Origin of the sequence: Niabella yanshanensis, from assembly GCF_034424215.1 — a bacterium.
GTDB classification, from domain to species: Bacteria; Bacteroidota; Bacteroidia; order Chitinophagales; family Chitinophagaceae; genus Niabella; species Niabella yanshanensis.
This window is the reverse complement of the sequence record NZ_CP139960.1, coordinates 850033-872742: the sequence shown is the minus strand read 5'-3', so window position 1 is coordinate 872742 and position 22710 is coordinate 850033. Positions and strand designations below refer to the sequence as shown.

Genomic DNA, 22710 nt, shown 5'->3' with positions numbered 1-22710 from the left:
AAAAAAGAATTAATTGTAAAGAATTGAAAGTCCTGAGGAAATCTGACTTTTTGGTTGTAAATGCGTGATTGCCATCAACACCCCAAATACCAATACTGTAAATGCAGATTGGAAACAATACCGGGTATCGGTAGACCAGATTGAGCTGCTTACCGGCTATGATCTGTTGTCTGCCCTATCTGCCAATATTGAAAACCAGCTTGAAGCAAAGGCCGATAATCAGTAACTGTTTTGAAGATAATACCTGGAGCTCCGGTCGAAAGCCCGGAGCTTTTATATATCCTATATAGCAGGTGACAGCTGAATCTTAAATAAATGTGCTGCGAATAGCTTTGCGCGGCTGAACATAAAAAAAGAGAAGATAAAAATCCCCTCCGTTGTTTTACATGAGAAAAATATAGGGCGCTTATTTATCGCCTCTTTTATGTTTGGATACTAACTCTGTATCGCCGCTGTTATTGGCATTGATATGAGTATAGTGCTTGTCATCTTTTAATACAATACGGTAATTCACACCGTTTTTATTGGTTACTTCTGTCACACCAAACACTTCTTTACCTTTATAGTCATTTTTTACATTGTAAAGCACATTGGCCGGTAAGTTGCTCTCACCATAATAACGGATGGTTTGCAGCAGGTTTCCTTTTGCATCGATAGTTACACGGGTCTTGATACCTTCGCTGTCAAAAAAAGCTTCATAATTGCTGTTGGATTCGCTCCACTTTACATTGTCAGCATCTTTGAAAAGCAGGTCAAAAGTCTTCTGAGCTTTATCATTAACCGGCTTTGCTATTGCAGCTGCAGCATTAAAGGTTAATGAAAGGATTACTGCGGCAGAGAGGATTAAATTTTTCATTGTATTTATTTTTTTGATAGTTATTGATTATTTGTTTTACAAACATACACCGCTATACTGCCCGGGCGCAATAGCAAAAGGACGAACCGCTGCCATATTACCGGCGAACAGCAGTTTTGCCCGGGCGAACAGCAACTTTACTTTCATTTATTATGCCTGGTTGATTTGCTATATTCATTCGTCAAATGTTGTATATCTATTATTCGCGCAAACGGTCAAGATGTTACAGTTGATAACAGATATTAATGGTGCTTAACAATTATTTAAGGAAACGGGTTGTTGTGCCGGAACGGAGCGGATAAGCTGTTTTGCATATAAGGACGGAAACCACTATTTTGTAAGGCAAATACAGTTAATATACAATAGTCATTCTAAACATTGTTTATGTATTATTTAATTGCCAGGTTACAATTGTCAATCACATTTGCTTTATTGCTGTTTGCAGGAGCAGCCGCTCAAACAGCGACGGTTAAACGTCCTCCTCATATAATACTTATCCTGACGGATGATATGGGATATGGAGATGTTAGCAGCTTTTTTAATAGTTCGTTGATCACAACGCCCAATATTGACAGATTAGCACAAAGTGGATTGAAGCTAACCCGGTATTATAGCGCGGCGCCTATTTGTTCTCCATCCCGGGCCGGCATTCTTACGGGAAATTATCCCGGCCGTTGGAACTTCTGTACTTTCCTGGATACTAAGAAACACAACCGTGATGCAGAACAAGCCGATTTCCTGGACCCCGATGCACCATCCATAGCCCGTTTCTTTAAAAATGCCGGCTATGCTACGGGCCATTTCGGGAAATGGCACCTGGGTGGCGGAAGAGATGTAAAAAACGCGCCGGGGTTTACAAGTTATGGCTTCGATGAATATGCCAGCACTTATGAAAGTCCCGAGCCGGACGATCTGTTAACTGCAACTAATTGGATATGGTCGGATAAAGACAGCATCAAACGCTGGGACAGGTCTGCCTATTTTGTGGACCGTACATTGGATTTTCTGGCGAAGCATTCCGATCAGCCTTGTTTTATCAATTTGTGGCCCGATGATGTGCACACGCCCTGGGTACCACGGCCCGAAGGTGATACTTCAACTTATCCTAAAAACAGGCAGGGAAAACCCGCTTTTGAACGGGTATTAAAAGAGTATGATTTACAGATCGGTCATTTGTTGGATGGCCTTCAAGAAATGGGCATTGCAGAAAATACCATTATTATTTTTACCAGCGACAACGGGCCTTTACCCAGTTTCCAGGCCGGCAGAGCTGCGGGATTAAGGGGTACGAAGCTATCACTTTTTGAAGGGGGTATTCGTATGCCATTCATCGTAAGCTGGCCGGCACAAATAAAAGCAGGAACAACGGATACCTCGTCGATGATAACAGGTATTGACCTTTTGCCCACTTTATTCGGACTGATCGGACTAAAATTGCCCAAGAACTATAAGGGGGATGGCATTGACCGGAGCTCCGTTTTCAAAGGGAAATCATCGCTGAGAAAAGCCGATATGTACTGGGAGTATGGCAGGAATGAAATGGCTTACGCTTATCCCAAAGGCAGGGATAGAAGCCCTAACCTGGCTATCCGTTCGGGGCAATGGAAGTTATTGGTCAATGACGATGGTGGCCATCTGCAATTGTATCAAATCCTAAAAGACCCCAATGAAATGAACAATGTTGCCACCGAATTTCCGGCTGTAGCCAAAGAATTGAAGAAGAAACTGTTGCTGTGGCGCAAACAGCTTCCCTCATTATAAAATGAACCGGCTAATTAATTTGCAGAATGACCGGGATAACTGAAATTTACAGGCATTATTTAACCGGCAGTTGATTTAAAGTAAAAAATGAGACAGGTTTTTCAACTAATATCAGGCATTGCTTTCATTATAATCTTTAATAGTTTTGAGTTGCTGGCTCAGTCTGCGAAAATTGATGGGCCAACAGAAAGAGTGATTGTCCGGTCCGACATTCAACGCTATTTTGATCAATGTGGCGTAACCGGCTCTGTGGTTATTTATGATAATGCAAAACGGCAGTGGACCGTTTCGGACACTAACCAAATTAACTCCCGTTATTTACCTGCTTCTACCTTTAAAATTATTAATCTGTTGATTTTCCTGGAAACCAAAACAATTCCAGATGAACGCTATATCGTTAAATGGCCGGGCGTTACGGACACTGTGAAATATGGTTACCGCCCCGATATTTATCATGATATTAGTGTGAAAGAAGCATTTGAGGTATCCGCAGGCTGGGCTTTTATTGAAACGGCAAAAAAAATCGACCGGAGCGTATATAAAGATTACCTGGTTCGCTGTGGTTATGGTAATGCCAATGTTTCCTTTAAAGAAGCTGATTTTTGGAATTTTGGCCCATTGGGTGTCTCCCCGGTCGAACAGGTAAAGTTGCTTAAGAATGTCTATGATGGAAAATTGCCCTTCTCAAAGCGTAATACAGATATTCTAAAACGGGTAATGATTACTGAACAAAATCCGTCAGGCACTATACACGCTAAAACAGGGTGGACCATGGCCGGCGGCATCAATACGGGGTGGTGGATCGGTTACCTCAAGAAAAAAGGCAATGTTTACTTTTTTGCTACCCAATTGTTGCAGGACCGTAAAAATAACCGTGCAGACTTTTCACGCTGTCGTAAAGACATTACCAGGGCTGTTCTGAAGGATCTGCAGCTAATAAACTAACTACTTATATTGCTATCTTTTAACAGTTCCGGAAGCCTGTTACAATTTAAGACAGGCTGGCTGCCTGATAATCCTACGCTATTATTCTTCTCCGTTTTGTCTTCTCTTTTGGGCACATTCCTACCATAGTAGCTGAATGAGATGAGTGCTCAAATGATTTTTTAAAAGGACGAAACGGTTATTTATTTGTGTAATTGCTGTTTTGTCCTTTATTTTGTAGTTGTTTGAGAGAAGCATGGCTATCTTAATTAGCCTGTGTTTTTGGAAAATATGCAGTTCTCCCGGGCCTAGGTTGCAACACATTTTTGGGGGAATACTGTAGAACTGAAACCTGGCTAACAGAACAATAAACCAAACGGAATAAGATGGCTATCAGTGTTCAGATCGTTGAAAAAAGCAGAGCGGCGTATGATTTGATAAAATACTGGATTGAAAACACCGCCTTTAATAAATTTATTTTTTTGCCTTATGTCGCTCCGGATGATGCAGGTGAAATATTTTTATCCGGCAAGCCCGATATTTTGGTGATCGACCTCTCTGTTTCCAATAATTTTAGTAGCGGCACAGCCGGTAAGCTAAATAGAAACCCAACAAAGGTTATTGTACTGGCGGCCAAAGAAAGTATGGAAGCTATACAGCAATTCATTGAAATAGGCATCAGCGCTTTGGTGATGAAACCTGTTCAGCAGAATCCCTTTACAAGAGCTGTTGCGAAAGTAGTTGACCAGATCAATGCTGAAGAAGAAAAGCCGACGCCGGGACAGTTTGTAAGCTTTAAATCGCACCAGTCGATGCTTTATCTGAATGAACTGGATATCGTTTTTATAGAGTCCGAAAGGAACAGTTCCAAGTTAACCCTGAAGAATGGTGAATGTCAAACCGTAAACGAGGGAATCCTGGGTATTGAGCAACACCTGAAAGCAAGAGAACTTTTGAAAGTAGACAAAAACACCATTATCAATTTGTCGCGAATCACTTATCTGGGGGAAGATATCAAGGGCGGAGAATGCCTGCTGCGATTGAATAATGGCAGTGAGATCAGCAGGCCTTTAAGTAAGGTTGCATTAAGCAGCCTTTACAAGATCTTCCCACAAAAAAACAGTTCAGTAAATATAAAGGGGCAGGATCGTAACGGACATGATAGCAGAGCTGCCTGGTAGTGGGGTTGAGTTACGGAGCCGGTGTTTTCACTTTTAGTTTCAAGATAGCTCCGTAAGCCATCGCCGCTTTATGTACCTGTACCGTCCAGTCTTCTGCAGCATCTCCATCTGCACCATCCGAGATATACTTAAGGCAGAGAAAAGGTATGTTTTCTTTCATGGCTATCATAGCCAACGCATGGGCTTCCATATCCACCACATTATAAATAGTAGCCGCATGTCCCATTTCGAAATTATCTCCTGTTCCGCAAACTGCTTCAGGAAGGCCTTCCATGGCCAGTCCGTATTTCAGAACAACGGGCATATCGGATAACGGTGTTTCATATAATTCATATCCCAATCCTCTTACATCCATATCGCGTTGTATAAATTGGGTACAACATACTACGCTGCCTTTAGGGAAATGACTGCTTCCTGCAGATCCCAGGTTTACGATAAGATCGGGCTTGCGGGAACAAATAGTTTTCGTGAGTTCATAAGCCGCGTTCACTTTGCCGATACCGGTAATCAGCACCGGATGTCCTGTAAATACTTCAGCCGCTTCAGAAGCCAATGCAAAACAAAATACCGCATTTTCTGCGGGGTAGGACAAAGTGGAATTTATTTTAATCATTTATTGTCGCCTGTTACTTTTTAAAGTCAGGCGAAACTAACAAAAATTAAGACAAGTCAAATGATCGCGTTTTATCAGATCAGGCCCTATGTTTTTGGGCTCGCGCGGCACGCAAGCCTACAAACGCTATTTTATTGGCTTCGGTATCTTCAAAAATGATAAAAACGCTGTCTTCCGGATAAACATCATTTTTTATAGAAAGAATATGGCCCCCGGAAGCCGTGATACGGCTGGCTACCTCGTCTACGTCACCAAAAGCATAAATGTAAATTAGCGCCGGTTTCAGTTCTTCCGCTGCGGTATTGCGTTCTATCATACTTCCGCAATAGCCGCCGTTGACGGTATCCGGAAAGTAAACGACATTGACATCTCCGCTGTGTGTTTGGGCAGCGGATAATTGTAAGACCTGGGCATAGAAATGGCCGGCTCTTTGCCTGTTATCTACAGGTATAGTGATCCAGTTTGTAATTTCCAGCTGCATATATATTGGTTTAATAGAAGGATTCGGCTAAACAATTTTCCAAAACGTAACAAATCCCGGGCCAAAATACTGGTATTGAAACGGATACAAACCGGTTCTTTTAAGAATCAAACCTGTTGAGGCTATCGGGTGGTAAGCCATCCGTTTGAACATAACTAATCGATCACAACCGGTGGGAGCGCCGGCTGTAGCAGGAACGCTGGCATTTGTTGAAACGGATACTCACCTGGCCTGACCTGTTCAGCCAACCCTTTACCGAATTTATACTTCAAACCTGCAACAGGCCGTTAGTTCGCCCGTTCTCACCTTGTTGATATGATCGAAGGTTATATTGGGATCATCTTTTACAAATTGTTCAGACTTCTTGATGCAGTAGTCGATCTTGTAGGCGACCGCGATACATACAGTTCTGCCATTGAGTTTTCCCATGCCCATGTATATGTACGCTCCCAGTTTGAAATCAGCGCTGTTGATATATTTTAATTCATTTTGAATACTTGCAGGATAATTCATGACCGTGGTTTAAATAATGATTATAAAAAGCCTTTCTGAAAGTGGTGTAAATTAAAAGAGTGCCGGTTATGAAGGTATGATCCTGGTCATGCCTGTAACTGGTTTTCAGGCAGGTTATCGATGTGCTGAATCTTCCACATTGTTGCTTTAATTCCCCGTAATACGGTCCTTTCATAAAAAGGATCATGTAATTATGAACGTAAGAACGGAGCGGTACGGAATTTGAGACCAACTTACTTTATTTCTAAACCATCAATTTTATTTTATGAAAATTTTATTCCTAGCCTTGAGCTTGGCATTCTTAGCCAGTTGTAATAATGAAAGCAATCAGGATGCTGAAATGGGAGACACGACCACGATGAGCCCGGGAAGCAGCGACATGAATACTACCACACCGGGAGCGGGTGATATGAGCACGACTCCGGGGATGGATACCACTCAGAGTTCGGGTAGAGATACCAGTACTTTCGAAGGTGCTGCCAATGACTCGTTGGGTAGATAGTCCGTACTTTGCATTTGAACTAATTCTATGTTCTCGACCAGGTATACAGGTGGGGAACATTTACGTGTATAGCCATACCTGGTTGGTTATTTAATGCGGAATACTAAAGCGGGTCGGTTACCTGATGCTGGTGAACTTCATGCGGGTATAAAAAGTCTCCCGGACTAATGCCCGGGAGAACTATTTTTGTTTACTGTATCATCTTACTTTAGTGCAACCTCAGCCAATACGGGAAAGTGATCGGAAGGGAACTTACCGAAGTAAGTGTCGGTTAAAATACCCCATCTGCTGGCCTTAAACTGTTGGGTCATGAAAATATGATCAATAACGGCATTTCCACGCGGTATTCTAAAACCGTTGGCCGATGAGTTATTGGCATATGGAAATTTTACCTGGGTGTAAATGTCCGTCAATATCTTTGAATGAGCCAGGTATTGATACCACTCGCTTTCACGGTTTCCGTTGAAATCGCCGGTTAACAAAACAGGATGGTTACCCGCTATTTCATGGACCTTTTTCAGGATCAGCTTGCTGCTCTCACGACGGGCTATTACACCCTGGTGATCGTAATGCACATTAAATGCATAGAACTTTTTCTGCGTCTTCAAATCCTCCAGGTATACCCATGAGCAGATACGGTTACAGCAGGTAGCGTCCCAGCCTTTACCCGGTTGATCGGGAGATTCAGATAGCCAGAAGTCTCCGCTTTCCAGCAATTTAAAACGATCTTTTTTGTAAAAGATGGCCGAGTGTTCGCCGCCTTCTTTACCATCGTCACGCCCCTTGCCATAACGTGCAAACTCGGGTAGTGCCTTGCTGATATCTTCCAGTTGATGGATCAGTCCTTCCTGTACACCTAATATATCAAAGCCGTGAAAGCGGATCAGGTTGGAAACTACGGGCGCGCGGTCCTTCCAGAGATTGCCCGAATCGCGTGGATTATCATAACGGATATTGAAGCTGCCGATAATTATTTTCTGTGCCTGGATGCTACAGCTGGTTGCCAGCATAAAAGCGGCAACGGTCCATGTTTTTAGTTTCATATACTCTATTTGAAGGCCGTCTTTATTCCCAGCCCGGGTTTTGTTTTAAATTAGGATTACGCTGCAGGTCGTTCAATGGAATAGGGTAGTAGTAGTTGCGCTCGTTCCATTTCCTGGGGATCTCATTCATCCACGTCAATTCACCCGATGTGCCATTTTTAAGTAATTGCGAGTTAACTGCCGCGCCGATGCGAGGCGACACATCTACATAGGTGACACCCCCTGCTCCCGGATTGGGGCGTGTGCCCTGGAAAAAAGCAACATCCGGTATACCATCTTCGTTTAAATCCATAGGCGTGTTCAATGCCGGTACATAGAAGCCATTCCATTCCTGTTGCATGAGTTCTCCTCTTTTCCATCTCAGTAAGTCTGCAAAGCGCAACCCTTCCAGGCTGAGCTCAATACCCCGTTCTCTTCTTACTTCCAGTATGGACGGATCGGTAATACCCGGGAAGTAGTTGGCCACAAGGTAAGGGTCGGCGGTTGTTGGCCTGGCCGCCAAGCCGCCGGTAATACCTGCCCTGGATCTAAGAGCGCCTACTGTTAAAGCCCAATCGGCATCGGTTAAGGTTCCCAGTTCAGCTTTTGCCTCTGCATAGTTGAGTAGTACTTCTGCATAGCGAAACAAAGCGATGGCATTGGTGTTTAAAGCGCCCGCATCAAAAGCCATATCATCCAGTGTCCATTTAATAGGCTGGTAGCCGGTAAAAGTATATGAGAACAAGGGCGGCGCCGGCACCTGCTGTCCATTACTGATCCTTTTATAATCGCCCAGGCGAATGGTTTGCTTCAAACGCAGGTCACGATTTTTTACCTCATCTTTAAATAGCATGGTGCGATAATTCGGGTCATTTGTAAAAGGCGTACCATCCAGTTTCAGGTAAGTGTTGATGAAGGTTCGTATGAAGCTGGCTTTAGCGCCATAAGTACCACTGGTCCACCACCAGTTAGCCTCGTTAAGCACGCCCAGGTTCACATCGGCTACAGCAGCCTGTAATACTTCGTTTGCTACAGGTGCATTGCTGATAAATACCTGGCGATACGAGACCCCGGGCCCACCAGTTGTGTTCAGCGAAAACCCACCGTTCTTAATAACCTGGTCGGCGGCGGCGGCAGCTTCATTCAACCATTTGGCAGCTGTACCGGTAAGATTTAATCCTGTATGATATTTCCTGAAAGTACCCTCAAATAAGCACACCCTTGATTTGAATGCATAAGCCACCCATTTGGTAATAGTAGTGCGACTGGCATCGTTGGTGGAAATAATGTTGTTACAGGCAAAGTCAAGGTCGGCGAGCACTGAATCCATAACCAGTTCCCGCTTATCTCTGCCTGCGGTTAAAGCCGGATCATCAATACTCAACGCCTTCCCGATCCAGGGTACATCACCAAAGCGTTTTATTTTATCCCAGTAAAAGTAGGCCCTGAAATAACGGGCAATACCCAGGTAGTTGTTACGGGTGGCTTCGGGTACAGCAGGGTCGTTGCAGTTCTCTATGAAGTAATTGATATTTCTCAGGTTGGTCCAGGTCCATCCCGAACTGTTATTGGCGGCAAAGCCTCCTTCGCGAATAAAATTCTGAACATCTCTAACCGCCAGGTAATCGGACATCGCATCCTGGCTGGTTGAGTTTCTTGGCAGAAAATCCATTCCGTAAAAGGAGTTGGTATATAATTTCAGACCATTTTCGGTACCAAATACAGCACCCCTGGTAGCTGATGACTGAGGTATCTGGTCCAGTTTATTACAGGCGGTGAAACCCAGGCCGCCCAATAAAATTCCTATATATAATTTTTTCATCTGTTGTTTTTTTATACGTTAAAATCCAACGTTCAATCCGAAAGAGAAGCTTTTCAGCATTGGGTAGTTATAGCCATCTCCGTTAGTGCTGTTATTGTTAAGATCCTGGTCTGAAGGAACAGCGTTTTCTACGTCGATGGTATTCTTAACAATTTTGTACATAGGAGAGTAGGTAAATAAATTCTCGCCGGAGAAAAATACCTTTAAAGATCGGGCGCCGATGCGGTTGATCCAGTTAGAGGGCAGGTTATAACCGATCTGTATATTTTTCATCCTGATATAGGATACGTTTTGCAGGTAACGTGTTTGTGCTACACCCAGCGTACGATTGGTATTGCTGGATGCTGCCCGCGACATCGTTCTCGGGAAGTAGGCATCTGTATTTTCCGGGGTCCACATATTACCCAGGTGAAAAACGGGGATATTGTTATAGGGCCTGTTATATTGTCCCCAGAACATCTCCGTTTCTGTACTCGGATACCACTGCTGCTTGCCCACGCCCTGGAAAAAAACAGAGAAGAAGATATTATTCCAGTCAGCGCCGAGGTTAATACCATACATGTATCTTGGAGCAGAATTTCCGATAATACGGCGGTCGCCCGAATTACCCACCTTGTTTTCACCTACGTTAATAAAGCCATCACCATTCAGGTCTCTTAATTTAATATCACCCGGGAACCATAAACCGGAAGGTGATGCCCGCATTTGTGGATTTTGTTTGGCATGCGATGCAATATCTGCTTCATCGATAAAAAAGCCTTCTGTTTCGTAACCCCAGATTTCGCCCAAAGTTTGCCCTTCGTAGTAATCGGTCAACAGTTTATCCGGGTTATTATATTTATCGATTTTCGTTTTATTGTCAGACAACATCAGCCTTACATTATAACGGAATGGTTTCTCTGAACTGCCAAACTGATCATTCCAGGTTAATGATGCTTCCCAACCACGGGTAGTTAAGTCAGCGTAATTTCCTCTGGGAAGCTCATCCTGAACTACACCGAATACCGCCGGTGGCGTCAGCGCCCTTGTGAACATATCTGTTGTTTTACGGATATAGGCATCTCCCATAAATGTAAGTTTGCCTGACAGCGTCGTCAGATCCAAACCAATATTGGTTGTGGTAGAAGTTTCCCAGGTAAGCCCATCAGGTATGACATTAGGATTGCGGGTGGTTTGAGGCCTGGTGCCGTTTAAAATCACACCCGACTGCCTGATATCAAACACTTCCTGGAAGGCATAGGAGGCGATATTGCCATTACCCAGCGATCCGTAAGAAGCCCGTATTTTCAGGTCTGAGATCGCTTTTTGCGATACATTCCAGAAAGATTCCTTATTAATTCTCCAGCCTGCAGATACGGAGGGAAAGACTCCGAAACGCTGGTTGGAAGGGAATTTAGAAGACCCGTCATAACGCGCGTTCACTTCAACCAGGTAGCGGTCTTTGAAAGAATAGTTCAACCTGGAGAAACCACTCAGGATAGCCCATTGTTCGTAACCACCCCCCGTTGTAATGGCCTGGCCCAGCGCCAGGTTTAAATCATTGGCATCTTCGAAAATGATACCGTTACGTTGCACCGCCGTACGGTTGTAGGTAGATTGTTCGTAGTTATAACCCATCATGGCTTTCAGGTAATGATGATCACCAAAGCGGTTTTCATATTCAGCAAAAATATTGGTAGCCCAATACCTGGTTTCGCGCAGATCGGATAATAAGTCATTGGTAGTTGTACCTATATAAGAAGTAACACCTACAGCATTGCTATAAGGAACCTGTACGCGTTTTTGCTCCCGGTTATTATCCGTATTACGGAAAGTGAAATCTGCGTTAACCCTCAATGTATTATTGAAGAAATGGCTTCTTAAACCAGTGATATTCCTGAACACTTCGCGACGGGTATCGATACCATTTTTGCCATAAATGAAATCGCCGATTGTGTAAGCTGAAGCAAAAGTCAAGCTCCCATCGGGATTAAACAGGGGCATTGTTGGTTTTCCTTCATCGGCAATATTTCTCCAGATACCCCCACCTTCACCCACGTTAATGGGGTTATGATAGTTCATAATAGAATAGTCAGTATTGTTCTCAATACTTAACCACGGAAATACCTGTATACTACCCCTTGCGCGAATATTCTTCATGTCATAATCATCGCTGTTGTAGCGGAACAGACCATCCTGCTTTAAGAAGCGGCCCGATACCAGGAATGTGGCTTTATCGCTTCCGCCGCTTACTGATAGATTGTTTTCAAACGCTGCTGTATTGTTTTTGTACAGTTCCGCGTAGTAGTCGGTACTACCATAGTATGTATACTCGCCTGTTGCAGGGTTTATTTCTACCGTGTTGTAAGGCTGCCCGGACTCAACTCTTCTCTTAAACTCATCCAGGTATGCCTGCGAAAATTTCTGCGTTTTATTGGCATTTTGCGGGAAAGCGCCATCACCGTTTACAAAAGCTTCAGCAAACATTTTTGCCCAGGTATAGCCATCAGTCACAAAATCAGGACGGGTTACCGGTGATTTTAACGCGTAATTGGTACTGTAAGAAACGTTGGTTCTGCCTTTCACCCCTTTTTTTGTAGTGATCAACACCACGCCAAATACACCCCTGGCACCGTAGATAGCCGCTGAAGCTGCATCTTTTAAGATAGAAACTGTTTCAATGTCGTTGGGGTTTAAAAGGCTGGGGTCGCCTTCAAAGCCATCGATGAGCACCAGTGCGCTACCACCCTGGCCAATGGAAGTGGTACCCCTGATATTGTAATTGGGAGACTGGGTAGGCTTGCCATCCATCATTTTAAGGTTCAGGTTAGGCAACATGCCCTGCAATCCCTGCGTAAGGTTCGTAATGGGTCTGTTCTCCAGGCTTTTGGAGGTGATCTGGTCTACGGCACCTGTTGCATTAACCCTTTTTTGGGTACCATAACCCACCACGATTACCTCGTCTAACGCTGCGCCCGATGTAGGCGATAACTCAATAGCAACCGGGTTGTTATTACCCGCCCTTATTTCATAGCTTTCGGTTGAGTGGGGCTGATAGCCTATAAAGGTAGCTTTAAAGCGATAAAGAGTACCGATGATCAATTGATTAAAACTGAATACCCCTTTTTCGTTGGTGATCGTACTATTTTGTAAAGTGCTATCTGATACGTTGATAGCGGTAACCGTTACATTTGACATTACCGCACCTGTTTGGTCACGTACGGTACCCGTAACTTCGGTATTTGTTTGTGACCAGCTCTGCGAAGTAATGCCGAGCAGGAGCAATAAGAGAACACCCCAATAGCGGTGCCGCTTCAGTCCAATTTTCATTTGTTTGATAGTTTAGTTAATTATTTATTTGCCTGGATCTTAGAAAATGTTTGTGGATTATAGTTTAATGAAGGTTTTGTTTTACGGGGTCTCAACTTCATGTTTATAAAGGACCTGAACACTTAATATGCTTAAGATTCTGGTTAAATATGCAAAGGCTTTGAATTGGAGTGCAAACGTATCAACATAAATGATTCGGTACGTAAATTGTATTTTAAGAAATTATAAACAATTTGTTACGTACTCTATATTTATTGAATGTTCATTTAACTTATTGGCGGTTAATAAACAGGAAGGCTGATCTAACGGTTCAATGTTTATGGCGGTATTAATATTTGCAGAGTTTAGCTTCATTTATTTTTTGAATACCTGTTAATAGTAAATGCGGCCAGGGAATATATGATCCTTCCTGAATGTTGCTATCTTTAAGACAATATTTCAAAAAGCAATTTCTTGTTATGATAGCAGCCTTCCGGCAACAACTTGAACGTTTTTATAAATCTTATCTTACAACAACTATATTAGGGGAGCCTTTTAGCCCAATTATACTTAGAGGTGAAAAAGCGAAGCCTGCTACTATGGCTGATCTACAGAAGATTGTTTCTTTATTCCTGCAAAATGAAAAGAGTGAAACCAAACGGGGATGGAGCATTGAATGGACGGATTGGAATAGTAAGATTGTGGGCAGGCAAAAATGGGTATCTAAAATAATAGTAGAAACAGAAGATGATTTTTTGTATCTTATACAAAAGGAACAGGAGGTTATTGCGTTTAAAAATCAGCTCAGCTTTCTATTGAAATGGAGGCCGGAGGTGAGATTGTTTTTGGCGGAAAGGCCGGCCCGGGTATTAAATTTCAAGGAAGCCTGGAAGGATATACAGCAGGTTGTAGATTATTTACTGGTTCATGATGTAACCGGTTATTATGTAAGGAGTATACCGGTACCGGTTCACACCAAGTTTATGGAAAAGCACCAATCATTAATCTTATCGCTGCTAAAATTTATTGCACCGGGTAAATTGGTTGCTGACAGTATAAACCTCGAGCGGGCTTTAGACTTAAAATCCAAACCGCTCCTTTATACGGTTCGATGGCTGGATAAGGATATGTCTCAACAATTAATGCATGGGATGGAATTTACGGGTGTTACGGCTGAGTGGCTGAGGCAAGTGAGGTGGACGATCAATGAAGTGTGGCTGGTGGAAAACGAAACCAACCTATACCTGGTCCCACCCAGGAAAAATGCGATAGCATTGTTTAGTAAAGGTTATGCAATAAGCCAGCTAAGAGATATCCATTTTTTCAACACTGCAAAAATTTACTACTGGGGCGACCTGGATGAAGATGGATATAAAATGCTGAACGGAATGAGAGCCTGTTACCCCCATGTATCCAGCGTGTTTATGGACGAGCACACGTTAATTAGTCATGCCGTAGAGTTGGTAAAGCAGGAGGCTGTATACAAAACAGGTTTACTGCCTTTTTTGACAAAGGAGGAGCAGGCGGCTTTCAATATATTGAAGCATCATAACGGAAGGTTAGAACAGGAACGGATCAGGCAGGATTATATAACAGACCGGTTACTTTATTTATGATTGTTCAGCCAGTGCAGGACCCTCCGTGGTCATGATCACTCTTCTTATAGTGTCATCTGTATTGTAAAACAGGTTGTCTACACAAACGGACCTCCTATGGCTCCCCCCGTTTTTCAACGCACCATTATGATAGAAAAAATAGGAGTGATTTTTAAAATCAATGATACAGGGCCTGTTTGTTTCGCAATTTCCGGCGATCTCGTTTAAAATCCCTTTGAAAACCCATGGGCCGTGAATACTTCTGCTCATGGCATAAGCTACTTTTTCTGGCATGCCATATCCATAAGACAGATAATACCAGCCATTACGTTTATGGATGTGAGCGCCTTCTTCAAAGTCAGGCAGCGACACTTGTTTTATTTCACTGGCAAGGCTTGTCATGTTTTCACCAAGCTTTGCATAATGGCAGGTTTTATTTCCCCAAAAAATATAGGCGCTGCCATCCTCATCAATGATCACCGAGGGATCCAGGTTGATTTTAAGATTATCAGTGGCCGGCAGCATATCGCGGGTGATCAGGGCACTGTTGATTGCATCTGTAAATTTCCCGGTGGGATAATCGGAGACGGCAACACCAATAGCGCTGCCTTTTATGGTTTTATGATTGACTGAGACAAACCAATAAAATTTTCCCGCCTTCTCAATGATTTTTGTTGCGAACGCGCCGCCTTCGGCCCAATCGAAGTCAGCTGCCTTTAACAGATCGGTATGCTCTTGCCAGTTATATAGATCAGATGATGAAAAACATAGCCACTTATTCATTACATAACTTTCAGTACCAACCGGCGCTTCATCATGACCGGTATACAAATATACCTTACCATCAAAAACCAGGGCTGTGGGGTCAGCGGTATATTTATGGCGTATGATAGGGTTTCCAGGAATAAGCATAAGCTGCGATTATTGCGGATTTGCAAATACCTGTGTCCAGTAAGCTCCTGATTTGGCTGCACCCATTTCGGTGGCATTGCGGTTCATAATGTTTTTACAATGGCCGGTACTATTGAGCCAGCTATACATGACGTCATCAACGGTTTGTTGTCCCATGGCAATATTTTCTGCATAAAAGTTCCATTTATAGCCTGCGGCAGTAATACGGCTACCGGGGTTTGAATTCCGGTTGCCGGTATGGCTCAGCTTTCTTCGGCTGCTCATATAATTGCTATGCGATTGGGCAGCCGACTCCAGGCGGTCATTCCATTTTAAAGGCTTTACCGGTGGCATTGTAGTTCCCCCGCATTTACAACCCTTACTACGTACCCTGTTAACTGCCTGCAACAAATCGCGCGGGTTAACGGAAGATGATTTTCCTCCGGTAGATTGTGCGGTTGAACAACCCAGCGATGTAAGTAAAATGGCAACAAACAGGATAGGGGTACTGAATTTCATAATGGGGTTTTGTTATTTTTTAAACTCCTTTTTGTAAACTGCGCTTAACGCTTCCAGTTTTTCGAGGAAAGGACGGACGGCGGACACGGCTTGGTTGTCACTACCGCCATAGGAAATAGAATGAATATAATTTTTGTCTTTAACGGTTACCCTCACATCGCAACCATCTGCGCAGACGTTGCAAAGGTTGATGTTAATTTTTTCAAATTGGGTTTTGTCGAACAACGATAACAGCTCGTTCCAAATTTTTTTATCAGTAGCTGCAGTTGTTGTTGCTGCCTGCGCAGGGTCGCAGGACGGCGAGTATTGGTAGACGGATTGACTGGCATTTATCACCAGGGAATCGCCACCAGTGCACCAGCCACAAACGGTGCTGATGCTAAGAATTACATCAGTGTTGGAAGCAGGGGTTGATTTTCTTTGGCAGCTTGCGGCCGCAAAAGCAATTAAAATGATTAGTTGGGATATCGGATATTTCATTAATTGAAAAGATGCGCTCAAACCAGCATGATCCCATACCTCAAAAATGCTACCAATGTGCAAAATCCAGCTCGTAATTTCCTTTTATCCTTTCAATAGGCGGATTAAAGTAGCCGTATTTCAGATCAGGAAATTCGTTACGTATTTCCTGTAGTAACTGTTGTACACCCATGCATTCACCGGTATCGGTAGCGCCGATCTTGCCCAGGTACCAGTCCGGATCGATGTTGAAATTACGCCACTGGATCATTTTCAAATTGGTCACTTTAATGAGTTTACGAAGCGCTTCATATTCAGCGATGCTATCCGTCATACCCGGGAATACGAAGTAATTGATCGAAGTCCAGCCGCCAAAACTGTCCACTACTTTCAGGCTTTCGATAATGTCCTCAAACTCGTAGTTGTTGGGACGGTAATAAGGCATGTACACTTCTCTGCGGGCGCTGTTGGTACTAACCCTGATGGAGTTGAGCCCGGCTTCGCATAGTCTTTTTACGGCATCAGGTTTTGACCCGTTGGTGTTGATATTGATGCTGCCTTTATCCGTATGCTTTCTTATTTCAATAATAGCTTTTTCGATGGTCTCCCACATTAAGAGCGGTTCGCCTTCGCAGCCCTGTCCAAAACTGATCAATGGGAAAGGAGCGGTTTGAAGGTGGGGAACGGTGAATTCTACAATTTCTTCTACCGAAGGCTTGAATTTAAGGCGGTCCTGCGTGGAGACGATTGTTTCCTCATCGGGTTGCAGCGAAATACATCCTACACAATTAGCGTTGCAAGCGGGTGATGCGGGTACCGGGCATTCCCATCTTCCCATAAAATAGTTACGGGCAGCCGGGCAATGGTAAGTTAATGCACAATTCTCAGCCAGGTGCTTCACCAGCCGGTTATGGGGGTAAGCGCTAATCAATTGTTCTACGCCAGATTCTACTTTCTCGGTGTTGAAACCACTACATTCCTGCCGGATGTCCTGTTCGATACGCATGGCAGGAACATAAAACTTGTCGTCCTGCCAACCTACAGCTGTGTAGCAGAAAAGCGGAAGGGTGGGTGCGTCAGGTGCTGTCTCATACGCCGATAAATAAAAGCCTGTATGTGCCGGTGGTATAAAAGCCGCCACAGCCCAGCCTTTTTCACAAAGCCTCATGTCGCCTGTTTCTACATCAATACCAATTCCCCTGCGACCGGGAAGCTCATACAGGGAGCCGCCATCGGGTAGCTCAATCCATTCATCTTCAGGAACAGGCATGGCATCCCAGCCGGTACGGCCGGTAACGTATAAGGATGTGTCCTCGAAAATATTGCCCTTTCCGTCGGAATATAAAATATAGGGGGATGATGTGAGGCTGTTATGTTTCAATTACTCTATTTTAATGATGGCAGGTGACAGATGACAGCAGTACTGTCAACCGCGAACTATCATCTGTTAAACTAATCGCGTCCTGCAAAAGTCGTTAAATTCCTGCTCATTTACCACATTACCTGTATATTCTATTTGATGCTGGTAAATTTTGTTATTTTTCAGATCGATGGTGAGGATATCGTCTTTGAGAATCAGGTTGCTGATTTCGGACCACTGAATATTTTTAGCCGGAAATGCAGGATAGTTAACACCGTCTTCCGATACTACTATGGTCAGCTTCCGGGTTGAAATGAAATATAAACCTGCCAGTAGTAAATTGATCCAGATGCCCATGTTGTATTCCGTACGGCTCCAGAAAAGCGCAATGATGACTAATAGCAAAACATTGGATTTCAGACTTCGCTTACTCTTATAGGCCCTGTAGTCCCCGATTGCCCTAAAAGCTGAAAGGAGCAGTAATAAAAGGTAAATACCCCAACTCCATGATTCCTGTTGTGGATTAAGCAGGTATAAGCCGGCTATATTCAACAAAATGATGGCGTAAGAAAAGACCTGGTAGGTAACCAGTTTTTTGTTGGGGATAATAAATTGATAATTAGACAATGAAATATTTTCCGATTATATTTTAAAATTAAATTTAAGATAAAATTCAGTTAATTGCTCGTTATTAATGCATTACAAAGTTTAAATAAAGCTCTTGCTCCTACATTGGCGTTCCACTCGGTGTCGCCAACGCCTACTTCAACCAAATCAAAGCCGATGACTTTACGACCGCTTTTAAGTATTTCATGAAACAGGTAAAACATGCGGTCTAATTCAAATCCACCCGGAACCGGTGTGCCGGTGTTGGGGCAGAGCTTCGGATCGAGGCCGTCAATGTCAAAGCTGATATGTACTTTTTGCGGAAGGCTGTTGATTATTTCGGCGGCAATTTCCCTGAAAGTGTCACCGCCAAATTGTCTTTCTTTAATATCCTGGTCAAAATAAGGAATAACCCTTCCATTGCTGTTCTGAATAAATTCCCATTCGTCCTGGCTCATATCCCGCACGCCAACCTGGGTGATGGTTTTAATCTGGGGGATTTCGTTCAGCGCATTATACATAATGCTGGCGTGTGAATATTTGAATCCTTCATAGGCTTTCTTCAGGTCACAATGAGCATCTATTTGCAGGATTCCATATTCATCATGTTGCTCTGCCAATGCTTTGTATAACCCGAACGGAGTGCTATGGTCCCCGCCCAGAAGCCCTACCAGCTTTTTGTTCTTTAAATGCGTTTTTGCCTGTTGGTACACCCAGTCATTAAGATATTCACCGCCTTCATTTACTTCGCGGATCGATTTACACATGAACTGGTTGGCCTTTAGCTCTTCGCCACGGGAAATATAATCAATATACAATTCGGCTTCTCTTCTCAGGTAAGCGCTTTTTAATTGTAACTGTTTATCGGTGGGCGTCAGGTAGAAACCTCTTTTCCAGGCATCCGGAAACTGAGGGTCGTACAGGTCTACCTGGAGACTGGCTCTGCAAATAGCTTCCGGAGCTTTTGCTGTACCCGATCCATAACTTACGGTTACTTCCCAGGGTACACTGATGACAATCAGATCAGCATTTTCTTCAGTACTGGGTAACCCAAACACATTGTTTTCCGGGTTGCTAACTGCATTTTGATCGAAATTTTTTAAATCCAACATAGCTTAAAAAATTTGAAAGGGGCCGCAAGATACGCCGATTATATGATAAGGGGGATTAAAATATCTTAATTTCATGCATCTCCAAACTAAGCTTTCAATACCTGTATTTATAAGCTTTATATCAACTAAAATAATAGATTAAACATGTTTATTATTGATAACCAAATAAAAAACCTCACAAGTTGTTGCCCTGTGAGGTTTTTATATTTGTCCTTCTTGCTCCGTAAAAATATTAAAACAAAAACCAAGCCTAACTTGTTATTTTTTCAATTTATCTTTAAAAGCAATTTTAAATTTATCCACTTTGGGTCGTATTACCACTTTGCAATAAGGGTTTTTATTCTCATTGCCGTTAAAATAACCCTGGTGATAGTCCTCCGCCGCATAAAAATGGCGAAATGCCTTAATCTCAGTTACGATCGGGTCGTTGAAAGCACCACTTTTGTCTAAAGCATTTTTATAGTATTCTGCCTTTTCCCTTTGATTATCATTGTGATAATAAACACCACTTCTGTATTGTGTACCTACATCATTTCCCTGGCGATTCAGCGTGGTAGGATCATGAGTCTTCCAAAAAATCTCTAATAATTCGTCAAAAGAAACTACAGCGGGATCATAAACGATCTGCAGGGCTTCTGCAAATCCGGTATTGCCGCTGCAAACTTCTTCGTAGGTCGGGTTCTTGGTATCCCCATCCGTATAACCACTGGTTACTTTCTCCACGCCATTTACATCCTGAAAAATGGCTTCCGTACACCAAAAACAGCCGTTCGCAAAAGTGGCTGTGTCTTTCTTATTTTCCATTATTGATTTTTTATTTTCCGGGCCGGTAAATTGAACAGATTCCAATTTACTGTTTTTCTTCTGCGCACAGGCGCTAAAGGCAGTTAAGATAGTCAAAAGAGCCGGCAAAAGAATTTTGTGCATTGTTTTATTTTTAATCTAACAATACGTACGTGTAAAAGTTTATTGTGGTTTGCTACTGATTGTTAAAGCCTTTTTAAACCCTGTTCGATATCAAATTATCGTTGCTTACTAACAGTGAAAAATGAATTGCAGCAATTAATGCTGTAATTTTGCTGGTTTTACGAGGAAAATCACATGAAATTATACCCCGAATCGGCGGCGTTACAGTTAGAGTTTGAGAAGGTGAAAGAACTTTTGGTAACGCATTGCCAGAGTAATTTTGCGCAGGAAAAGGCAAGCCAGCTGCGCATTCATACCCATAAAAAATTTGTAGATGCAGAGTTAAGACAGTCACATGAGTTTAAGCAACTGTTGATCAATGGCATTTATTTTCCCAACGACTATATCTTAAATCTTGCGAAGGAATTAAAGCTTTTATCTATTTCGGGCGCTGTTTTGCAGGGCGAAGACCTCATACAGATCCGTAAGCTGGCTGAAAGCATTGAAAAAATATTCCGTTGGTTCAACGATGAGCGTAAAGGCGCTTACTCCGGATTGTACGAAATAGTACGGCCTACTTATTATGAAAAAGCTATTGTTGAGCTGATTGATGAAGTAATCGACGACCAGGGAAATGTAAAAGATACGGCATCAGAAGAATTAAAAGATATCAGGTTGAGCCTTTATCGAAAAAGAACAGAGTTAAGGAAGATATTCGACCGTATCATATCTAAACTGAATAAACAGGGATACCTGGCCGAAATAGAGGAAAGCTTTATGAATGGCCGCAGGGTACTGGCCGTTTTTTCTGAACATAAGAGAACTGTTAAGGGGATTTTGCATGGCGAAAGTGACAGCCGTAAAACGGCTTTTATTGAGCCAGAGGACACCATGCACCTGAACAACGAGATCAGCGACCTGGAAAACCAGGAGCGTAAAGAAGTGTACCGCATATTACGGCAGCTAACCTCCAGGCTATCGAAATATGCCGACCTCCTGGATGTTTATCATACGATAGTGGGAGAATATGATTTTGCAAGAGCCAAGGCAAAGTTTGCAGTTGATGTCAATGGTGAATACCCGATTGTACATGATAAAGCTTTTGTGCACCTGGTCAATGCTTATCACCCGCTTTTATACTTATATAATAAGAGAGCCGATAAACCAACGATCCCGGTTTCGATCAGCCTGGATGAAACCAGGCGGATTCTCGTGATCAGCGGACCAAATGCAGGTGGTAAAACGGTAACCATGAAAACCATTGGTTTGTTGCAAATGATGCTGCAGAGTGGTTTACTGGTGCCCGTACACCCGTCAAGCGAGTTTGGTATTTTTAAACAACTGATGATCCATATTGGCGATACCCAAAGCCTGGAATTTGAGTTGAGTACTTACAGTAGTCACCTGATTCACATGAAGCATTTTATGGAAAATGCTAATGGAAAAACTTTGTTCTTTATTGATGAGCTGGGTAGCGGTAGCGACCCTAACCTCGGTGGCGCTTTTGCTGAAGTGATATTGCTGGAGCTTTTACGGAAACACTCGTTTGGTGTAGTAACCACGCACTACCTGAACCTGAAAGTAATGGCGGGCAAAACAGCAGGCATTGTAAACGGGGCAATGGCGTTTGACGAAAAAAGACTGCAGCCTCAATACCAGCTCATAGTGGGTAAACCGGGAAGCTCCTATACTTTCTCTATCGCGGAACGTATTGGGTTGGAAAAAAGACTGATCGAAAAAGCCCGCGGACTGGTAGAAGAAGATCAATACCGGCTGGACAAGCTATTGAACCGTACCGAGCAGGACTTGAGAGATATCGCTAAAAAAGATAAGGAGCTGGAGCGGCTGATCAAAGAAAACGAGCGCCTGCAAAAAGAAATGCAGCAGGTAATGGATAAGGAGCGCCATAAGCAGCAGGTGGCGGTGCTACGGGAACAGAATAAAATAAGCGAAGACCGTATTACCTATGTGAAGGATATGGAGCGTAAACTGAAGCAGATAACGATAGAGTGGAAGAAGGAGGAAGATAAACAAAAACTGATCAAACAAATGGCTGCCCTGCTGTTTAACCGGCCTGAAAGTAAAAAGGCCAGCAAAATGCAGAAGAAGCTGGAGAGTAAGTATAGTGAAGTGGGTGGTGATATTAAAGTAGGTGACAAGGTAAAAATGAAACGCAACCACCAGGTAGGAGAGGTGCTGGAAATAAAGGGCAAACGAGCCGTGGTAAAAATTGGTTTGCTGCCCATGCAGGTTGAGTTAAGTGATTTGATCGTGGTAAAGGAAAATACGCCTGCGTAGA

21 protein-coding genes are annotated in these 22710 nt (G+C 43.2%); 7 read left to right on the top strand and 14 right to left on the bottom strand.

Annotation, left to right across the window (positions count from 1 at the left end):
* Positions 1-64: 64 nt before the first annotated feature.
* Positions 65-226 (top strand): hypothetical protein, encoded by a 162-nt coding sequence (locus U0035_RS03220; protein WP_162818005.1) that lies wholly within the window; start codon positions 65-67, stop codon positions 224-226.
* Positions 227-406: 180 nt separating this feature from the next.
* Here U0035_RS03220 and U0035_RS03215 read toward each other — a convergent pair whose 3' ends face one another.
* Entirely contained in the window at positions 407-856 is a 450-nt protein-coding gene (locus tag U0035_RS03215; protein WP_114792904.1) for a hypothetical protein, read from the bottom strand.
* 384 nt (positions 857-1240) lie between these two features.
* On the opposite strand from U0035_RS03215, the gene U0035_RS03210 reads away from it, so the two are divergent.
* From U0035_RS03210 to U0035_RS03200, 3 genes are all read left to right on the top strand, one after another.
* The gene (locus tag U0035_RS03210; RefSeq protein WP_114792903.1) at positions 1241-2617 is read left to right on the top strand and encodes a sulfatase-like hydrolase/transferase; all 1377 of its coding nucleotides are present in this window, start codon (positions 1241-1243) and stop codon (positions 2615-2617) included.
* An 87-nt stretch (positions 2618-2704) separates the two neighbouring features.
* Complete coding sequence (locus tag U0035_RS03205; RefSeq protein ID WP_114792902.1) at positions 2705-3562, top strand: class D beta-lactamase; 858 nt, start codon at positions 2705-2707, stop codon at positions 3560-3562.
* A gap of 365 nt (positions 3563-3927) precedes the next feature.
* Positions 3928-4722: a LytTR family DNA-binding domain-containing protein gene (locus tag U0035_RS03200; RefSeq protein ID WP_114792901.1), complete on the top strand. Its 795-nt coding sequence runs from the start codon at positions 3928-3930 to the stop codon at positions 4720-4722.
* Positions 4723-4732: 10 nt separating this feature from the next.
* Here U0035_RS03200 and U0035_RS03195 read toward each other — a convergent pair whose 3' ends face one another.
* From U0035_RS03195 to U0035_RS03185, 3 genes are all read right to left on the bottom strand, one after another.
* A complete protein-coding gene (locus U0035_RS03195) occupies positions 4733-5335 on the bottom strand; it encodes a 5'-methylthioadenosine/S-adenosylhomocysteine nucleosidase family protein (protein ID WP_114792900.1) in 603 nt (200 codons plus the stop codon).
* A 79-nt stretch (positions 5336-5414) separates the two neighbouring features.
* Positions 5415-5816 (bottom strand): VOC family protein, encoded by a 402-nt coding sequence (locus U0035_RS03190; protein WP_114792899.1) that lies wholly within the window; start codon positions 5814-5816, stop codon positions 5415-5417.
* Positions 5817-6077: 261 nt separating this feature from the next.
* On the bottom strand, positions 6078-6329 hold the full coding sequence (locus tag U0035_RS03185; protein WP_114792898.1) for a hypothetical protein: 252 nt from the start codon (positions 6327-6329) through the stop codon (positions 6078-6080).
* A gap of 265 nt (positions 6330-6594) precedes the next feature.
* Between U0035_RS03185 and U0035_RS03180 the strand changes: the two genes are divergently transcribed.
* The gene (locus U0035_RS03180; RefSeq protein ID WP_114792896.1) at positions 6595-6831 is read left to right on the top strand and encodes a hypothetical protein; all 237 of its coding nucleotides are present in this window, start codon (positions 6595-6597) and stop codon (positions 6829-6831) included.
* 203 nt (positions 6832-7034) lie between these two features.
* Here the strand turns inward: U0035_RS03180 and U0035_RS03175 are convergent, their stop codons facing one another.
* Genes U0035_RS03175 through U0035_RS03165 form a run of 3 tightly spaced genes read right to left on the bottom strand, consistent with a single transcriptional unit; the run spans position 7035 to position 12984 of the window.
* On the bottom strand, positions 7035-7874 hold the full coding sequence (locus U0035_RS03175) for an endonuclease/exonuclease/phosphatase family protein (RefSeq protein ID WP_114792895.1): 840 nt from the start codon (positions 7872-7874) through the stop codon (positions 7035-7037).
* 22 nt (positions 7875-7896) lie between these two features.
* On the bottom strand, positions 7897-9675 hold the full coding sequence (locus tag U0035_RS03170; RefSeq protein WP_114792894.1) for a RagB/SusD family nutrient uptake outer membrane protein: 1779 nt from the start codon (positions 9673-9675) through the stop codon (positions 7897-7899).
* Positions 9676-9693: 18 nt separating this feature from the next.
* Positions 9694-12984: a SusC/RagA family TonB-linked outer membrane protein gene (locus U0035_RS03165; protein WP_114792893.1), complete on the bottom strand. Its 3291-nt coding sequence runs from the start codon at positions 12982-12984 to the stop codon at positions 9694-9696.
* Between the two features lie 458 nt (positions 12985-13442).
* Between U0035_RS03165 and U0035_RS03160 the strand changes: the two genes are divergently transcribed.
* On the top strand, positions 13443-14579 hold the full coding sequence (locus U0035_RS03160; RefSeq protein WP_162818004.1) for a Wadjet anti-phage system protein JetD domain-containing protein: 1137 nt from the start codon (positions 13443-13445) through the stop codon (positions 14577-14579).
* Here U0035_RS03160 and U0035_RS03155 read toward each other — a convergent pair.
* The 7 genes from U0035_RS03155 to msrA all read right to left on the bottom strand — a co-directional run bounded on the left by U0035_RS03155 (position 14574) and on the right by msrA (position 20432).
* Positions 14574-15470: a glycoside hydrolase family 43 protein gene (locus U0035_RS03155; protein ID WP_114792891.1), complete on the bottom strand. Its 897-nt coding sequence runs from the start codon at positions 15468-15470 to the stop codon at positions 14574-14576. The two genes, U0035_RS03160 and U0035_RS03155, sit on opposite strands and share 6 nt — an antisense overlap.
* A 9-nt stretch (positions 15471-15479) precedes the next feature.
* A complete protein-coding gene (locus U0035_RS03150) occupies positions 15480-15968 on the bottom strand; it encodes a CAP domain-containing protein (protein WP_114792890.1) in 489 nt (162 codons plus the stop codon).
* A gap of 12 nt (positions 15969-15980) precedes the next feature.
* Positions 15981-16448, bottom strand: coding sequence for a hypothetical protein (locus tag U0035_RS03145; RefSeq protein WP_162818003.1), 468 nt, complete (start codon positions 16446-16448; stop codon positions 15981-15983).
* Between the two features lie 49 nt (positions 16449-16497).
* Positions 16498-17808 (bottom strand): radical SAM family protein, encoded by a 1311-nt coding sequence (locus tag U0035_RS03140; RefSeq protein WP_114792888.1) that lies wholly within the window; start codon positions 17806-17808, stop codon positions 16498-16500.
* A gap of 66 nt (positions 17809-17874) precedes the next feature.
* The gene (locus U0035_RS03135; RefSeq protein WP_114792887.1) at positions 17875-18414 is read right to left on the bottom strand and encodes a hypothetical protein; all 540 of its coding nucleotides are present in this window, start codon (positions 18412-18414) and stop codon (positions 17875-17877) included.
* Positions 18415-18464: 50 nt separating this feature from the next.
* Positions 18465-19505: an agmatinase family protein gene (locus U0035_RS03130; RefSeq protein WP_114792886.1), complete on the bottom strand. Its 1041-nt coding sequence runs from the start codon at positions 19503-19505 to the stop codon at positions 18465-18467.
* A gap of 258 nt (positions 19506-19763) precedes the next feature.
* Positions 19764-20432: a peptide-methionine (S)-S-oxide reductase MsrA gene (gene msrA, locus U0035_RS03125; protein ID WP_114792885.1), complete on the bottom strand. Its 669-nt coding sequence runs from the start codon at positions 20430-20432 to the stop codon at positions 19764-19766.
* Positions 20433-20606: 174 nt separating this feature from the next.
* Between msrA and U0035_RS03120 the strand changes: the two genes are divergently transcribed.
* Entirely contained in the window at positions 20607-22709 is a 2103-nt protein-coding gene (locus U0035_RS03120; protein WP_114792884.1) for an endonuclease MutS2, read from the top strand.
* Position 22710 lies beyond the last annotated feature (1 nt).

Coding starts and splice junctions, on each gene's coding strand:
- U0035_RS03215 (WP_114792904.1), bottom strand. CDS start 856: ATGAAAAATTTAATCCTCTCTGCCGCAGTAATCCTTTCATTAACCTTT.
- U0035_RS03210 (WP_114792903.1), top strand. CDS start 1,241: ATGTATTATTTAATTGCCAGGTTACAATTGTCAATCACATTTGCTTTA.
- U0035_RS03205 (WP_114792902.1), top strand. CDS start 2,705: ATGAGACAGGTTTTTCAACTAATATCAGGCATTGCTTTCATTATAATC.
- U0035_RS03200 (WP_114792901.1), top strand. CDS start 3,928: ATGGCTATCAGTGTTCAGATCGTTGAAAAAAGCAGAGCGGCGTATGAT.
- U0035_RS03195 (WP_114792900.1), bottom strand. CDS start 5,335: ATGATTAAAATAAATTCCACTTTGTCCTACCCCGCAGAAAATGCGGTA.
- U0035_RS03190 (WP_114792899.1), bottom strand. CDS start 5,816: ATGCAGCTGGAAATTACAAACTGGATCACTATACCTGTAGATAACAGG.
- U0035_RS03185 (WP_114792898.1), bottom strand. CDS start 6,329: ATGAATTATCCTGCAAGTATTCAAAATGAATTAAAATATATCAACAGC.
- U0035_RS03180 (WP_114792896.1), top strand. CDS start 6,595: ATGAAAATTTTATTCCTAGCCTTGAGCTTGGCATTCTTAGCCAGTTGT.
- U0035_RS03175 (WP_114792895.1), bottom strand. CDS start 7,874: ATGAAACTAAAAACATGGACCGTTGCCGCTTTTATGCTGGCAACCAGC.
- U0035_RS03170 (WP_114792894.1), bottom strand. CDS start 9,675: ATGAAAAAATTATATATAGGAATTTTATTGGGCGGCCTGGGTTTCACC.
- U0035_RS03165 (WP_114792893.1), bottom strand. CDS start 12,984: ATGAAAATTGGACTGAAGCGGCACCGCTATTGGGGTGTTCTCTTATTG.
- U0035_RS03160 (WP_162818004.1), top strand. CDS start 13,443: ATGATAGCAGCCTTCCGGCAACAACTTGAACGTTTTTATAAATCTTAT.
- U0035_RS03155 (WP_114792891.1), bottom strand. CDS start 15,470: ATGCTTATTCCTGGAAACCCTATCATACGCCATAAATATACCGCTGAC.
- U0035_RS03150 (WP_114792890.1), bottom strand. CDS start 15,968: ATGAAATTCAGTACCCCTATCCTGTTTGTTGCCATTTTACTTACATCG.
- U0035_RS03145 (WP_162818003.1), bottom strand. CDS start 16,448: ATGAAATATCCGATATCCCAACTAATCATTTTAATTGCTTTTGCGGCC.
- U0035_RS03130 (WP_114792886.1), bottom strand. CDS start 19,505: ATGTTGGATTTAAAAAATTTCGATCAAAATGCAGTTAGCAACCCGGAA.
- msrA (WP_114792885.1), bottom strand. CDS start 20,432: ATGCACAAAATTCTTTTGCCGGCTCTTTTGACTATCTTAACTGCCTTT.
- U0035_RS03120 (WP_114792884.1), top strand. CDS start 20,607: ATGAAATTATACCCCGAATCGGCGGCGTTACAGTTAGAGTTTGAGAAG.